Source organism: Ensifer sp. Root142 (assembly GCF_001426785.1).
Lineage (GTDB): Bacteria > Pseudomonadota > Alphaproteobacteria > Rhizobiales > Rhizobiaceae > Ensifer > Ensifer canadensis.
The window spans coordinates 72676-87867 of sequence record NZ_LMFK01000012.1; the positions used below are offsets into that span (position 1 = coordinate 72676).

Genomic DNA, 15192 nt, shown 5'->3' on the forward strand with positions numbered 1-15192 from the left:
CGGGATTAATCCCTGTCGTGACCGGGCAGTGCACCGACGTCGTTGATCCAGGGCAGGGCGGACGAGCGCCAGATCTGTGATTTCGGGGTGAGCTCACGGCGCTGGTTGATCGTCCCGAGGCGAATGCCGACCTCTTCGGCGTCCTCGTCCGTGCCGGTGGTGTAAACCGGCGAACCGCAGTTCGGGCAGAAGAACTGCAGCCGCTTGCGGCCGTTCTCTGCGGTCTTGACGTAGAGCTTTGGTTCGCCCCCGGTCAGTCGGAAATTCTCGCGGGCCGTGCCGGCCGACACCCGGTAGGCCGTTCCCGTCAGTTGCTGGCAATCGGTGCAGTGGCAGATCGCGACATCGTCCGGATCGATCTCCGCCTCATAGGTCACGAAGCCGCAATGGCATTGTCCGTCGATCCGCATGGCAAAGCCTCCCTGAAAGACCATAACCTAGAGCGTTTCCGTCCTAAACGGAGTCACGGAAACGCTCCATTTTTCGCATTTCCTGAAGGAAAGCCGCTTCGCACTAACGGCTCTGGGGCGGCCCGCATCCGTCCATCCCAGTGCAACGGTACGGCACGGTGCCGTACGGATCGGCGCACACCTAAGGTCCTGATCGGTAGGTGCGCCACGTCGCTCCTAAACGCCGGTAAACAGCCACTCGTGTTCGCGGGCGTTGTGGAACTTCCAGACCCGCTTCGGCCCGGCCATGACGTTGAGATAATAGACGTCGTAGCCGTGCACGGCCGCAACGGGGTGATATCCCCTCGGCACCAGCGTCACGTCCCCGTCTTCCACCGCCATGGTCTCGTCCAGCGAGCGATCGTCGGTATAGACGCGCTGCACGGCAAATCCCTGCGGCGGGTTCAGGCGGTGATAATAGGTTTCTTCCAGGTAGCTCTCGGCGGGCAGATCGTCCTGGTCGTGCTTGTGCGGCGGGTAGGAAGAGGTGTGTCCGCCCGGCGTGATCACTTCGACCACCAGCAGCGACTGGGCGGAGCTGTCGTCCTCGGGCATGATGTTGGTGACATAGCGGGTGTTGGTGCCCTTGCCGCGGGTCAGCTGCGGGTGTGTTCCCGGCTTGATCACCTTGGCCTTGAAACCCTCGCCGCCCGGGGCCGAGCAGATCGCAAGATCGAGATCGGTCGTCGCCGCCACTTGCCAGCGGCTGCCCTTCGGCACGTAGACGGCATAGGGCTGCCCCTCGAACGGCGTCATGCGCTCACCGAGCTCGCCGAAATCCTCGCCATCGACCGAAACCTTCGCCTTGCCCGAAACCAGCACAAGGCAAATTTCCTTGTCGCCCGCCTCGCCCTGCGTCGTCTCGCCCGGCTTCAGCCGATTGAGCGCGAAACCGACATAGGTCCAGCCGGCGCTTTCGGGTGTGACGTTCTGCATCAGGCCGGACTTGGCCTTCGGTTTGACGAGCAGTTTGGACATTTGGCGGTCTCCTGACTTCTTACTTGGCGGCGGCATTCTTGGCCTGCCCCTCACCCTAGCCCTCTCCCCGCAAGCGGGGAGAGGGGATTCTGGAGTGCGCCTGATCTTCTTCGCCTTACGCTGCGAGGGGGGGCGCGGAGCTAGCGGCATTTCCCTTCTCCGCGCGAGCGGGAGAAGGTGGCGGCAGCCGGATGAGGGGCGTTCCCCTCGAACCTGGCAGCCGGATGAGGGGCTGCTAAGCCCGATCGAGCCCGGCTTCCTTGGCAAACGCCTTCAGCGATTTCAGTCCGAGCGACTGATACTCGAAGGGATTGCGCACGGCGGAATCCTGCTCGGCTTCGATCACCAGCCAGCCATCGTAATTGTGTTCGGCGGCGATTTTCAGGACGGGGAGGAAATCGACGCCGCCTTCGCTGTCGCCCGGAACGGTGAAGACGCCGCGGCGCACGCCTTCGAGGAAGGAGAGGCCTTCGCCTTCGACGACCTTGCGCACGGCAGTGCGCACGTTCTTGCAATGGATATGGCGGACGCGGTGCATGCATTTTTTCGCAACCTCGGCCGGGTCGGAGCCGCCGAACCAGGCATGGCCGGTGTCGAGCAAAAGCTTGGTTGCCGGACCGGTGTTCTGCATCAACAGGTCGATTTCCTCGCCGGTCTGGACGATCGTGCCCATGTGGTGATGGTAGACGAGATCGACGCCCTGGTCGGCGCAATATTGCGCGATCGCTTCGAGGTCTGCACCGAATTTCTTCCACTGGTCTGCCGGCAGCACCGGCTTGTCGTTGGCGACCGACTTGGTGTCATCGCCGTGAATGGCGTTCGAGGTCTCGCAGACGATCGCCACCTTGCAGCCATTGTGCTTCAGGAGGTCGAGATGCGGCTGGATCGCCTTCTTCTCTGTCTCGACGTCATGGGTGAGCAGGTTGGTCGAGTGCCAGCCGGAGACGAAGACGAGGTCGTAGGAGGCGAGCTTTGCCTTCAGTGCTTCCGGATCGGAAGGCATCTTGTGGCCCTTCTCGATGCCGTCGAAGCCGATCTTCTGGCAATCGGAGAGGCAATCCTCGAGCGTCAGATGCGCGCCGATCGAATGATCGTCGTCGTTGCTCCAGGCGATCGGATTGGTTCCGTAGCGGATCATGTCTTTCACTTTCTCTTGCGTCATCCGCTTGGGGCGGAAGGTTTGTTGTGTCTCACTCGTACGGCAGGGGAGGGCGACGATGGCTCCTCATCCGGCTGCCGCCACCTTCTCCCCGCTTGCAGGGAGAAGGGATATGCCGCGCTCTCCGAAGTTCCCTCTCCCCGCAGGCGGGGAGACGGTTAGGGTGAGGGGCATAAATGCGCAACGGCGCCCACGTGGACAACGCGGGCGCCGAAAGGGCAATCTCAGCCAAAGCGCTGGGAGGTCAGCGCCTTCTCGTAGCCCTTGCGGGCCTCGTTGACTTCCGTACGGTTGGAAACCTCGGGGACTGCGACATCCCACCAATGGCCGCCTTCGTCGGTGGTGATCAGCGGATCGGTGTCGATGACGATCACGGTCGTGCGGGCTTCGCCTGCCGTTTCCTTCAGCGCCGATTCCAGTTCGGAAATCGAGCCGACCTTGCGGGTGAGCGCGCCCATCGCCGCGGCGTGCGCAGCGAAATCGATCACCGGCAGCTCGACATGGTGCGTGTCGCGCAAGAGGTTGTTGAAGTTGGCACCGCCGGTTGCCATCTGCAGCCGGTTGATGCAGCCGTAGCCGGCATTGTCGAGCAGCACGATGGTGATCTTGGCGCCGAGCATGATCGACGAGGCGATCTCTGAATTCAGCATCATGTAGCTGCCGTCGCCGACCATGACGATGACGTCGCTGTCGGGGCGGGCGAGCTTGGCGCCGAGGCCGCCTGCGACTTCATAGCCCATGGTCGAGAAGCCGTATTCCATGTGGTAGCCGCCGGGCGTTTCCGCCTGCCAGAGCTTGTGCAACTCGCCGGGCAGCCCGCCTGCCGCACAGACGAGGACCGTCTCCGCTCCGCCGCGTGCACGCTGGACCGCACCGATGACCTGTGCGTCCGAAGGCAGCGCCGCATTCGTGGTTGCCGTCGCCTTGTCGGCGGCCTTCAGCCACTCGGCCTTGCCGGCCTTGGCCTTGTCGGTCCAGGCGGTGTCGGCCTTGTGATTGCCGAGCCCGGCGGAAATGCGTTCGAGGCCGATGCGCGCATCGGCGACCAGCGGCAGCCCCTCATGCTTGGCCGCATCGAACGGCTGGACATTGAGGCCGACGATCTTCAGCCCTTCGTTCTTGAACAGCGACCAGGAGCCGGTGGTGAAGTCCTGCAGCCGCGAGCCGACGGCGAGCACGACGTCGGCCGCTTCCGCCAGCTGGTTGGAGGCTGACGTGCCGGTGACGCCGACCGAACCCATGTTGAGCGGATGGCTGTGCGGCAGGGAGGACTTGCCGGCCTGGGTCTCGACAACCGGAATGCCATGCTTTTCCGCGAAGGCGGCCAGCGCCTTGCTGGCTTCCGAATAGAGCACGCCGCCGCCGGCGACGATCACCGGCTTCTCGGCTGCCTTCAGCGCAGCAATAGCAGAGGCGAGCTCATCGGCATCGGGCTCGATGCGGCGCGAAGACCAGACCTTCTCGTCGAAGAAGGCTTCCGGATAGTCATAGGCTTCCGCCTGCACGTCCTGGCAAAGCGAGAGCGTGACCGGGCCGCAATCGGCCGGATCCGTCAAAACCTGCATGGCGCGACGCAGCGCCGGGATGATCTGCTCCGGCCGGGTGATGCGGTCGAAATAGCGCGAAACCGGACGGAAGCAGTCGTTGGCCGAGATCGTGCCGTCGGCAAAACCTTCCACCTGCTGCAGCACCGGATCGGGCCTTCGATTGGCGAAGACATCGCCGGGCAGGAAAAGAACGGGCAGGCGGTTGACGTGGGCAAGGGCTGCCGACGTCACCATGTTCAGCGCCCCGGGGCCGATCGAGGTGGTGCAGGCCATGAAGCGGCGGCGGAAGCTCGCCTTGGCAAAGGCGATCGCGGCATTGGCCATGCCCTGCTCGTTCTGGGCGCGGTAGGTGGGCAGCGTATCCTTGATGCCGTGCAGCGCCTCGCCGACGCCGGCGACGTTGCCATGGCCGAAGATGGCGAAGACGCCGCCGAAGATCGGTACCTTGTTGCCGTCGATGACGGTCATCTGGCGGGTCAGGAACCGCGCCACGGCCTGTGCCATGGTCAGGCGCACGGTCTTCTGGCTCATACTCTGTTTCCTCCTCGTGGCGAAATCGTCCCGTTTCGCCGACTGTATAATTTCTCAGATCGGAATCGAGTTAAGGACTCCGCCGATCCTACGCCGCCTTTGTTTCACCCAGTTGCAGCCAGAGATCCACCAGCGCCTTGAATTTTCCGGCCATGTCGGCGATCGCCTGCTCGTCGGTCATGGTGCCGCCGAGCCAGGCCTTGCTGGCATCGGCAAAGATGGTGCGGCCGACGGCAAAACCCTTGACCGTCTTCGATGTGCGGGCCGCGGCAAAGCCGTCCTTCAGCGCCTCGTAGGGGGCTTCGAGGCCGAGCAGCACGACGCCGCGGCAGAGCGGATCGCGCTTTTCGATGACCGCATCGATCGCTGCCCAGGCGCTGCGGCTTGCCTGCGGCTCGAGCTTCCACCAGTCGGGCTTGAGGCCGGCATCGTAAAGCTCGTTGAGCGCGCGCGGAATGGTCTGGTCGTCGAGCTTGCCGTGTTTGCCGGCGATGATCTCGATCAGGATTTCGCGGCCGACCTTGCGAGCCGCCTCGAAGGCCGAGCGCAGCTTGGCCACCTGCGTCGCTTTCATCTCGGCCGGGTCGTCCGGATGGTAGAAGGACAGCACCTTGATGCAGTGGTCGACCGGCCAGTCGATCAGGCGGCTGCCGAGGTCCTGGCTGAATTCGAACTGCAGCGGCCGCGAGCCCGGAAGCTCGATCGGCTTGCCGATCCAGAAGTCGCGGTGGGCGCCGGCAGCATAAAGCGCGTCGCGGCCGTATTTGTCGTCGATCAACATGCCGAAGCCGGAACGGCCGGCCGCCACCTGTGCCGCCGCCTTGACTGCCAGAACCTTGAAGGCCGGGATGCGGGCAAGTAGCTCCGGGTTGCCGGCGGCCACATCTTCCAGCTGGCTGCGATGGTCGATCGCCAGCGCCATCAACAGCGGGATTTCGCGGCGGCGCGTGGTCGCCCAATGCACGTGATTGATCGCCTCGTCCTTGCGCAGCGCCCGTTCCTTGCTGCCCTTCTCCAGGAAGAACTGCAGCTCGGTCCAGGTCGGGATCTCAGGCGCGCAGAGCAGGCGGGAGACGGCAAAGGCGCCGCAGGCGTTGGCCCAGGTCGCGGAGGTCGCATGCGGTTCGTTCTTCAGCCAGCCGCGCAGGAAGCCGGACATGAAGGCGTCTCCGGCGCCGAGCACATTGTAGACTTCGATCGGGAAACCCTTGCCGACGATGCCGTCTTCGAGGTTATCGGAAATCGGACCGTCATAGACGATACAGCCCATCGGGCCGCGCTTCAGGACGATCGTCGCCGTGGACAGCGCCCGGATCGTCTTCAGCGCTTGCAGCAGGTCGCTTTCGCCCGACGCGATCAACACTTCTTCCTCGGTGCCGACGATCAGGTCGCAGTCGGCGAGAACTGTCTTCAGATGGGCCGAGACGCGGTCGGAGGCGATGTAGCGGCTTTCGCCGGCATCATGGCCGGCAAGGCCCCAGAGGTTCGGGCGGTAGTCGATGTCGAAGACGATCTTCGCGCCGTTTTCCTTGGCGATACGCATCGCCTTGCGCTGCGCCGCATCGGTGTTGGGCTTGGAAAAGTGCGTGCCGGAAACCAGGATGGCCCGCGCCGAACGAATGAAGTCTTCAGAAACGTCGTCTTCGCACAGCGCATTGTCGGCGCAGTTGTCGCGGTAGAACAGCAGCGGAAAGGACTTGTCGTTCTCGACGGCGAGGATGGCGAGCGCCGTCAGGCGCTCCGGGTCGGTTACCATGCCGCGGGTCTCGACGCCTTCGCGGGTCAGCTGCTCACGAATGAAACGGCCCATCTGCTCGTCGCCGACGCGGGTCAAAAGCGCCGACTTCAACCCGAGGCGCGCGGTGCCGACGGAGATGTTGCAGGGGCAGCCGCCGACCGATTTGGCAAAGCTCGCAACGTCCTCAAGCCGGGTGCCGATCTGCTGGCCATAGAGGTCGACCGATGCCCGGCCTATGGTGATGAGGTCGAGCGGCTTTGCTCCCTGTGGCGAAACGTTCTGGCTCACTGCTTCCTCCCCGCGGACGCCTTTGCGGCCCCGACCATTCTCGTTCTGTGGGTGATGCAGGTATGAAACATAAATTCCGGCGTTTCGTCAATATAGAATTTTCATTCTATCCGTTCTATTCCGTCCTCGTCTCTTCAAGCAGGCGGCGACGCTTCTCGGCAATGGCGACTGTCAGCGCCATGGCGAAGGCCATGCTGGCGGAAAGCGAGCGGAAGCCGGCGTGATCCGCCTCGACCAGTTCGAACCAGACCTTGGAAGATTCCGCCAGCGGCGAGAACGCCGAGTCGGTCAGCGACACCACCGGCACCTTGCGCTCGGCAAGCAGCCGCGCCTGGGTGGCGCTTTCGGAGGCGTAAGGCGAGAAGCTGACGGCAAACGCGGCATCGTTCTTGCCAGCCATCGCCAGCATGTCGTCATCGATGCCGGCGGCCGTGCCGACCAGCTGGTATTTCACCTTCAGCTTGCCGAAGGCATAGGCCATGTAGCTGGAGATCGGATAGGAGCGGCGCTTGGCGATCAGATAGACCGTCTCGGCCTTGGCGAGGATGTCGACCGCGCGCTCAAAGGCTTCCGGGTCGACCGAGGTTGCGATGTTGTCGAGCGAGCGGTGGGCGGCGGCGACGAAGCCGTTGAAGATCGAGCCGCTCTCGAGCTTGCTGTGTTCGTTCTCGCTCAGTGCCTTCAGCCGGTCTTCGTAGCCAGGCGTGCGCTCGCGCAGGCGGGCGCGGAAAATCTGTTGCAGGCTGGAGAAGCCCTCGAAGCCGAAGTGCTGGGCAAAGCGCACCAGGGTCGACGGCTGGACGTCGGCCGAGGTGGCGATGCTTGCGGCGGTGCCGAAGGCAATCTCGTCGGGATTGTCAAGCGAATAGGCGGCCACCTGCTTCAACCGTTTCGGCAGCTGCGCCTTTCGCTCCAGAATGACCGCCTTCAGCGCTTCGAAATCCTGCGGGACCTCCGTCGTCGTTTCAGGCGTTGCCATTCTTGTCTGTCTCCAGTCTGACCCGTGTTCTCTAGTGACCTCACACTAATCGAATAGCGGCGGCTGGGATAGAACAGGCATTCCATTTTTTGCCGCCTTTTCCATTCCGACTTTTCGTCAGCCGATCTGGACCCATTCGTTGGTCTTTGCCGATTGATAGGTGGCCGAGAGCACCTTCTGCACCTCATAACCCTCGCGGAAATCGGTCGATGGCGGTTTGCCCTTGGCGATCGCCTCAAGGAACTCGTTCACCTCGATGGCCTTCAGATCATTGAAGCCGATCTGGTGGCCGGGTGCCACGCAGAAGGCGCCGTAGGGCGGATGCTCGGGCCCGGCCCAGATGGTGCGGAAGCCGCGGCTGCGAATATCGTCGCCGGTGGAGTAGACGCGGATCTCGTTCAGGCGCTCCTGCGTGAAGACGATGCTGCCCTTGGAGCCGTAGATCTCGAAATCGTGCTGCATCTTGCGGCCGGTGGCGATCCAGTTGGCCTCGAAGCTGCCGGTCGCGCCGTTTTCGAAGCGCACGAAGGCGCGGGTGATGTCGTCGACCTCGACGGCGCGCATCTCGCTGGCGCCGGCAGAGACGGGGCGCTCAGGGATCTGGATGATGGTTTCGGCAAGCACCGATTTGATCGGCCCGACGAGGTGACGCATGGAGGCGATGATGTGGCTGCCGATATCGGCAAGCGCGCCGCCGCCGCTGGCCGGGTTCAGCCGCCAGCCCCACGGCACCGAGGCATCGGCCATGAAGTCTTCGGCATGGACGCCGCGCATGGAGCGGATCTCGCCGATCTCGCCGCTCTCGATGATGTCCTTGGCGAGGAAGATCAGCGGGTTTTTCAGGTAGTTGAAACCGACCTGGGTCGTGACGCCGGCCTTTTCCGCAGCCGCGACCATTTCGGCGCAGTCAGTGACCATCGGCGCCAGCGGCTTTTCGCAATAGACATGTTTGCCATGGGCAATGGCCGCCAACGCCATCTCCTTGTGCAGAAGGTTCGGCGTGGTAATGTCGATGATGTCGATGTCGGGGTCGGTCAAAAGTTCGCGCCAGTCCGCCGTCGCCTTGCGAAAGCCGAGACGCCGGCGGGCGTTTTCCGCGCTTTCGGTGGTCACATCGGCAACCGAAACCAGGTCAAGCTCGAAGGGCAGATCGAACACCCGCGCGGCGATGGTAAAGCCGAGCGCATGCGCCTTGCCCATGAAGCCCGTGCCAATCAGGCCCACACCCAGTTTCTTCTTGCTGCTCATGCCATTCCTCCGGGGTCAACGACCGTGTCGTGGCTCGGAATGAAATGAAATGTGCAAGATTTGTCAACATGGAATATTTGTTCGAAAATATATTGGAGGTCTATGGAGGCGCCTTGGTTGATGTTTCTGTCGAGACAGCGCGATCGGGTGGCCGAGAATACGGTCCCGGCAGAGCCTGGATGAATTTGTTAACGCATTTTTACCATGTTTCGTCGGAACATCGCTCATGGTTAACGAATCGCATCCGTATGAACGGTGCGAAACCGGAGTGATTTCAGCATGTGCCGCTGGGCAGCCTATCGCGGGGAGCCGCTCTATCTCGAGGAACTGGTGACCTCTCCGGCGCACTCGCTGATCGAGCAGTCCCATTGCGCCACGCGGGCAAAGACGGCGACCAACGGCGACGGCTTCGGCATTGCCTGGTACGGCGACCATCCGGAACCTGGGCGCTACCGCGACATTCTCCCCGCCTGGTCCGACTGCAATCTGAAGAGCATTGCCCGCCAGATCCGCTCGCCGCTGTTCCTCGCCCATGTGCGGGCGTCGACCGGTGGCGGCACCCGGCGCGACAACTGCCATCCCTTCGTCTTCGGGCGCTGGTCCTTCATGCACAACGGCCAGATCGGCGACTTCGAACATCTGCGCCGGCCGATGGAGAGCATGCTCGACAACGACCTCTATTCGGCCCGCACCGGCACGACGGATTCCGAACTCCTGTTCCTGCTCGCCATGCAGTTTGGTCTCGACCACAATCCGCTCGGCGCGATCGCCGAAGCGCTGGCCTTCATCGAACAGCTTGCCGAACATCTGGAGCGCCAGGTTCTGGTGCGCTTCACCGCCGCCTTCTCTGACGGCAACGATCTTTATGCGGTGCGCTATGCCTCCGACTGGAAGGCGCCGACGCTCTACGCAGCACCCATGGGCCCGAGCGGCGGTTACTGTCTTGTCTCCGAACCGCTCAACGACGACGACGGCGCCTGGGTCGAAATTCCTGACGGCACGGCCGTGATCGTCGGCGAAAACGGCGTCGATGTCAGGCTGTTCTCGACGCAGGGCGCGCCGGTACGCAAGCACCGTTCGGCCTGAGGCTTTCAGCATATCGGTGGGCAGTGAGCGGCCCCTCATTCGGCTGCCGCCACCTTCTCCCCGTTTTCACGGGGAGAAGGGATACGCCGCACTCGCGCGTTCCTTTTGCTGCGGATGCTTCATCCACACAGGGCACGTTCCCTCGCCCCGCCTGCGGGGAGAGGGTTAGGGTGAGGGGCTTTTTGGCCAGGTACGGCGATTGATCAACCCTGTTCTCTTCGCTCCAGCTCAGCCGCAATCAGCGCCGCCAATTTTTCGGCAACCGCTTCCTTGTCCATCTCCGGCCAGTCGTCGTTGCCGTCGGCCGAGATCAGCTTCACCCGGTTGCGATCGCCACCCATGATGCCGGTTGCCGGCGAGACGTCGTTGGCGAGAATGTAATCGGCACCCTTGCGCTCGAGCTTCGAGCGGCCGTTGTCGGCGACGTTCTCCGTCTCGGCGGCAAAGCCGACGACCAGCTTCGGCCGGTTTGCATGGTGGCCGACCGTCTTGAGGATGTCCGGGTTCTCGGCCAATTGAAGCGGTGGCGGCGCTTCGCCCGGCTTCTTCTTGATCTTGTTGCCGGCCGCACTTGCCACCCGCCAGTCGGCAACGGCCGCGACCATCACCGCAACGTCGGCGGGAAGGGCGGCAAGCACTGCATCGCGCATTTCCTCGGCGCGCTCGACATGGATCACGTTGACACCTGTGGGATCGGGGATCGTCACAGGGCCGGACACCAGCGTCACATCCGCGCCGAGCCTGGCGAGCGCCGCGGCAATGGCGTGGCCCTGCTTGCCCGACGAGCGGTTGGCGATGTAGCGCACCGGGTCGATCGGCTCATGCGTCGGGCCGGATGTGACGACCGCCTTGCGTCCGGCAAGTGGCTTCGCGCCGCCTGCAAGCAGGTTTTCGACGGCAGCGACGATCGCCAGCGGCTCGCTCATCCGTCCTTCTCCGGCCTCGCCGCTCTCCGCCATTTCGCCGGCTTCAGGGCCGATGAAATGGATGCCGTCGGCGGCGAGCGTCGCGCGGTTGCGCCGGGTTGCCGGGTGCGCCCACATCTTCGGGTTCATCGCCGGCGCGACCAGCACCGGACGGTCGGTGGCCAGCAGGATGGTCGAGGCGAGATCGTCGGCATGACCGTTCGCCATCTTCGCCATCAGGTCGGCGGTAACAGGGGCGACGACGATCAGATCGCATTCGCGCGCCAGCCGGATATGGCCGACATCCTGTTCGTCCTCGCGCGAAAACAGCTCGAGATAGACATGCGAGGCGGAAAGCGCGCCGACGGCAAGCGGTGTCACGAACTGTTGCGCACCTGATGTCATGACTGGCCGGACGCTGGCGCCGCGCTCGCGCAGCCGGCGGATAAGGTCCAGGCTCTTATAGGCCGCAATGCCGCCGGAGATGATCAGGAGAATGCGTTTGCCCGACAGTGTCATTGCGTCCCAGCCTTGCGGCCGCCTTCTTAACCGGAGTTCTTTCCGGTTCAGCCATGGTGTTCAACAGCATCCCTTTCGACGGCTTCGCCGGCGGAGGGACGCGGTTGCAGCGACCCTACTTGAGCGTTTCATCGGGCGCAACGTGTCTGGCCGAACGCCACAATTGCAGCCGTGGCGGCGCACGCCTGGAGGGGCGTTCGGCGATCCTTGCGCGCCGGCAGCAGATCACCCGATCCAGATGGCGCGCCTGGCCGCGTTCCCTTTCTAGCGGCGAATATCCCTTGGTATCTCACTGCCGAAGGCGCATAGTGCATCCATCATCGACCGATCGAACGGGCGTCGGTGGCTGAGAGATCGTTACGCTTTCGCCCCAACTGAGGAGATCGCGTGATGCACCCCATCGACGGATTTCGTGGGCGACCGATCCTTCCCGAGGAATTCCCGATGGTTGCCGATGTTTTTCGGGATGCCGTCCGGGTGCGATACCCGGCGCTTGATCGCGAAGAGGGCGAGGCAATCCTGGCCCGACTCATGGACTTGCACCACAGCCGTGTCGAAAGTCGGCTGCCCCTGGTCCAATAGCTGTCGACCTTCGGATCTGCCGTCCTCAGCAGCCAAAACGCGTCGCGGATGCCGCTCCAGATTTCCGCGCGGGCCTCCCGCACCTCATAAGATGACACGCAGGCGATCGCGTGGCCCGGCCCCAACGGCCGTCGGGCATTTCGACGCCAGGGAGAATGCCATGCTTCATACCTTTGCAATGCATATTCGCCGCTATGACTACGCGCTTGCCGCAATCAAGATGTCGCTCATCCTGTCCCTGCTGGTGATCGCGCTGATCACGCTGAACGGTCTCGTCTGGTAATCGTCCAAAGGCGGCACCATCTGCTCCAGACCGGGCGACCACGCTCGTGTGCCGCCCACACTGTGTTCCAACACCATCTCCAATCGATCAGTGCCGAACGCGGCCGGATCTGGCTTCAAAGCAAGCAGAATGCCGGTTGCACGGGCGCCAAGGATGTTTCCAGACTGAGCGGCGACCAAGTGCTCACGGTTCGCGGCGAGCGGCTATGGCATCCTTGCCTTGAAGAAAACACGATCGATGTTATCTTTGCATCGATAGAAATTACCACAGGATACACGCATCGATGGATTTCCACCTGACAGCAAAGCCCACTCTTTTTGCCATCAGGGAAATCCGTATCCATGCCTGTTTCGATCTCGCTCTCCCATCTCACCTGGTCAACGCCTGACGGCCGCAGCCTCTTTTCCGACCTGAGCCTGACGTTCGGCCCGGCGCGCTCTGGCCTTGTCGGGCGCAATGGCGTCGGCAAAAGCACGCTGCTGAAGCTGATTGCGGGAACACTCCAGCCGCAGGCCGGCACAGTCTCGGTCGACGGCAGCCTCGGCATCCTGCGCCAGACGGTGCAGGTCGCCGAACAGGAGAGCGTCGCCGACCTCTTCGGCATTGCCGATGCGCTGGCGCTTCTACGCCGAGCGGAGGAAGGCACCGCCAGCATCGACGAGCTGTCGATTGCCGACTGGACGCTGGAGGCGCGACTGGCCGCAGCGCTCGCTCGCCTCGGGCTGGAGGCAGAAGCGCAGACGCCGCTCTCATCGCTATCCGGCGGGCAGCTGACCCGTGCCAAGCTGGCGGCATTGGTCTTTGCCGATCCCGATTTCATCCTGCTCGACGAACCCACCAACAATCTCGACCGCGCCGGGCGCGAGGCAGTGATCGAGCTGATGGCGAACTGGCGTGGCGGCGCCATCGTCGTGAGCCACGATCGCGAGCTTCTCGACACGATGGATGTGATCGTCGAACTCACCTCTCTCGGCGCCACCAGCTACGGCGGCAACTGGAGCCACTATCGCGAGCGCAAGGCGATCGAACTCGCATCGGCCCGGCACGATCTTGCCGACGCGGAACGACGCCTTGCGGAGGTCGACCGCAAGACGCAGGAGCTCGCGGAGCGCAAGGCCCGAAAGGATAGCGCCGGCCGCAGAAAGCGCGCCAAAGGTGACGAGCCGCTTCTGCTGCTCGATGCGAAGAAGGAGCGCAGCGAAAAGACGGCGGGCGACAACGCGCGGCTTTCCGAGCGGCGACGCGATCAGGCGCTCGGCGATCTTGCCGCGGCCCGCGAACGCATCGAGACCCTCCAGCCGTTTTCGGTCCGGCTGCCTTCGACCGGGCTGCCGCCCGGCCGTGCCGTTCTTCAGGTCGATGATGTCAGCGCCGGTTATATCCCGGACCGTCCGGTGCTCGCCAATCTGTCGCTGACGATTGCCGGGCCGGAGCGGGTGGCGATCACCGGCCGCAACGGTTCAGGCAAGACGACGTTTCTGTCGCTGATGTCAGGCAAGCTTGCTCCCTGGTCGGGTCAGGTTCGGGTTCTGACGGACTTTGCCATTCTGGATCAACAGGTGAGCCTGCTCGATCCGCAGGTGTCGATCCGCGACAACTTCCGCCGGCTCCATCCCGGCGCCGGCGAAAACGCCTGTCGGGCGGCGCTCGCGCGGTTCATGTTCCGCGCCGACGCGGCACTGCAGCGCGTCTCCAGCCTGAGTGGCGGGCAGATGCTGCGTGCGGGGCTCGCCTGCGTGCTTGGCGGCGAGAGCCCGCCTGATCTCCTGATTCTCGACGAGCCGACCAACCATCTCGATATCGATTCCATCGAGACGGTGGAGGCGGGACTGCGGGCTTTCGACGGGGCGCTCATCGTCGTCAGCCACGACGAGGCGTTTCTGGAGGCGATCGGCATAACGCGCCGGATCGATCTGACGACCCCGTCGGCAGGTCGTCGCTCGAACGTTCGTTAAAGGCGGATGATTTCGGGCGGCACGCCGGCAGTGGGCGCTACTGCGCCCATTTCACGTCGCCGGTAAAGGCGATCGTCAGCCAGCGATCGCGCCCGGCCTCGCCGATTTCCGCGCCGATCTCGGCGCGGATCGCATCGAGGCTCGCAAGCGTATCCACCCGGGTTTCGGCCGATCCGATCAGGTAGATCTCGATCAGCCGGGCCCTGCCGACCTTGGCGACGTATGTGCGATAATCGGCAAAGCCGTGGCGGCTGGCGGCATTGCGCGCTGCCTCGCGCACTTTCTCGTCCAGTTCCGCCGGGGCGACTAGGAAGATTTCCTTCAGCGCGGCATAGACGGTCTTCAGCGGAAGCGGGATCAGGCAAAGTGTCAGAACCACCAGAATTGCCGGGTCGGCATAGGGCGTCCAGTCTTCATAGGCGGTGCCCTTCAGCATCGCGGCGACCACGAAAGCAACAAGCAGGGCTGCGGTAATCGTGCCCGACATCGCCCAGGCACGCACATCCAACGCCAGGAATTCCGAGCCGATCGTGCGGTTCGCCCGCCGCCCGTAGATGAACATCACGATGCAGATGACGACGACGACGGCGGCATAGGCGATCGCCCAGTCGAAGGCGAGTTCGCGGCCGCCCGACAGCAGCGAGTCGACGGCGTTGATAAGGGCGTAGAAGGAGAGCGTCGTGAGTAGGCCGGCGTTTAACAGCAGGACCATCGGCTCGATATGCCAGAAGCCCATTTGAAAGCGGCTGCTTTCCCGTGGGATCAGCCGCGTCACTCCCAGCGCCAGCAGCGTCATGGCGGCGTCGACGACGGAAAACACCCCGTCGAACACGATCGACACCGATCCGGACAACAGGCCGAACAGCACGCCTGTCGCGCCGACGACGATGGTGGCGGCGATCGATCGCTTGAGGACGGTTTGTTCGGTGGCGGTGGTCATGATCT

General features: G+C 63.6%; 12 protein-coding genes. 3 read left to right on the forward strand and 9 right to left on the reverse strand.

Translation table 11 applies throughout. From position 1 onward, the window contains the following. Positions 1-5 precede the first annotated feature (5 nt). The 7 genes from ASD52_RS12890 to ASD52_RS12920 all read right to left on the reverse strand — a co-directional run bounded on the left by ASD52_RS12890 (position 6) and on the right by ASD52_RS12920 (position 8917). The gene (locus tag ASD52_RS12890) at positions 6-410 is read right to left on the reverse strand and encodes a GFA family protein (RefSeq protein WP_025425639.1); all 405 of its coding nucleotides are present in this window, start codon (positions 408-410) and stop codon (positions 6-8) included. 216 nt (positions 411-626) lie between these two features. Continuing rightward, a complete protein-coding gene (gene iolB, locus ASD52_RS12895) occupies positions 627-1427 on the reverse strand; it encodes a 5-deoxy-glucuronate isomerase (protein WP_025425640.1) in 801 nt (266 codons plus the stop codon). A 235-nt stretch (positions 1428-1662) separates the two neighbouring features. Then, positions 1663-2565 carry a myo-inosose-2 dehydratase gene (gene iolE / locus ASD52_RS12900; protein ID WP_025425641.1) on the reverse strand — a complete coding sequence of 301 codons (903 nt, stop codon included), beginning with the start codon at positions 2563-2565 and terminating at the stop codon, positions 1663-1665. 245 nt (positions 2566-2810) lie between these two features. Further along, positions 2811-4664: a 3D-(3,5/4)-trihydroxycyclohexane-1,2-dione acylhydrolase (decyclizing) gene (iolD, locus tag ASD52_RS12905; RefSeq protein WP_025425642.1), complete on the reverse strand. Its 1854-nt coding sequence runs from the start codon at positions 4662-4664 to the stop codon at positions 2811-2813. Positions 4665-4752: 88 nt separating this feature from the next. Next, positions 4753-6690, reverse strand: coding sequence for a 5-dehydro-2-deoxygluconokinase (gene iolC, locus ASD52_RS12910; protein WP_025425643.1), 1938 nt, complete (start codon positions 6688-6690; stop codon positions 4753-4755). Between the two features lie 115 nt (positions 6691-6805). Then, positions 6806-7669 (reverse strand): MurR/RpiR family transcriptional regulator, encoded by an 864-nt coding sequence (locus ASD52_RS12915; RefSeq protein WP_025425644.1) that lies wholly within the window; start codon positions 7667-7669, stop codon positions 6806-6808. Between the two features lie 117 nt (positions 7670-7786). After that, the gene (locus ASD52_RS12920) at positions 7787-8917 is read right to left on the reverse strand and encodes a Gfo/Idh/MocA family oxidoreductase (protein ID WP_025425645.1); all 1131 of its coding nucleotides are present in this window, start codon (positions 8915-8917) and stop codon (positions 7787-7789) included. A gap of 279 nt (positions 8918-9196) precedes the next feature. Between ASD52_RS12920 and ASD52_RS12925 the strand changes: the two genes are divergently transcribed. Further along, positions 9197-10003 carry a class II glutamine amidotransferase gene (locus ASD52_RS12925; protein ID WP_025425646.1) on the forward strand — a complete coding sequence of 269 codons (807 nt, stop codon included), beginning with the start codon at positions 9197-9199 and terminating at the stop codon, positions 10001-10003. Between the two features lie 203 nt (positions 10004-10206). Here the strand turns inward: ASD52_RS12925 and coaBC are convergent, their stop codons facing one another. Beyond that, the gene (gene coaBC / locus ASD52_RS12930) at positions 10207-11427 is read right to left on the reverse strand and encodes a bifunctional phosphopantothenoylcysteine decarboxylase/phosphopantothenate--cysteine ligase CoaBC (protein ID WP_025425647.1); all 1221 of its coding nucleotides are present in this window, start codon (positions 11425-11427) and stop codon (positions 10207-10209) included. 742 nt (positions 11428-12169) lie between these two features. Between coaBC and ASD52_RS40600 the strand changes: the two genes are divergently transcribed. Then, a complete protein-coding gene (locus ASD52_RS40600; RefSeq protein WP_255569781.1) occupies positions 12170-12292 on the forward strand; it encodes a hypothetical protein in 123 nt (40 codons plus the stop codon). Between the two features lie 341 nt (positions 12293-12633). Next, positions 12634-14247: an ABC-F family ATP-binding cassette domain-containing protein gene (locus ASD52_RS12945; protein WP_057204303.1), complete on the forward strand. Its 1614-nt coding sequence runs from the start codon at positions 12634-12636 to the stop codon at positions 14245-14247. Positions 14248-14284: 37 nt separating this feature from the next. On the opposite strand, the gene ASD52_RS12950 is transcribed toward ASD52_RS12945, so the two are convergent. Beyond that, complete coding sequence (locus ASD52_RS12950; protein ID WP_025425651.1) at positions 14285-15187, reverse strand: cation transporter; 903 nt, start codon at positions 15185-15187, stop codon at positions 14285-14287. Between the last annotated feature and the right edge of the window lie 5 nt (positions 15188-15192).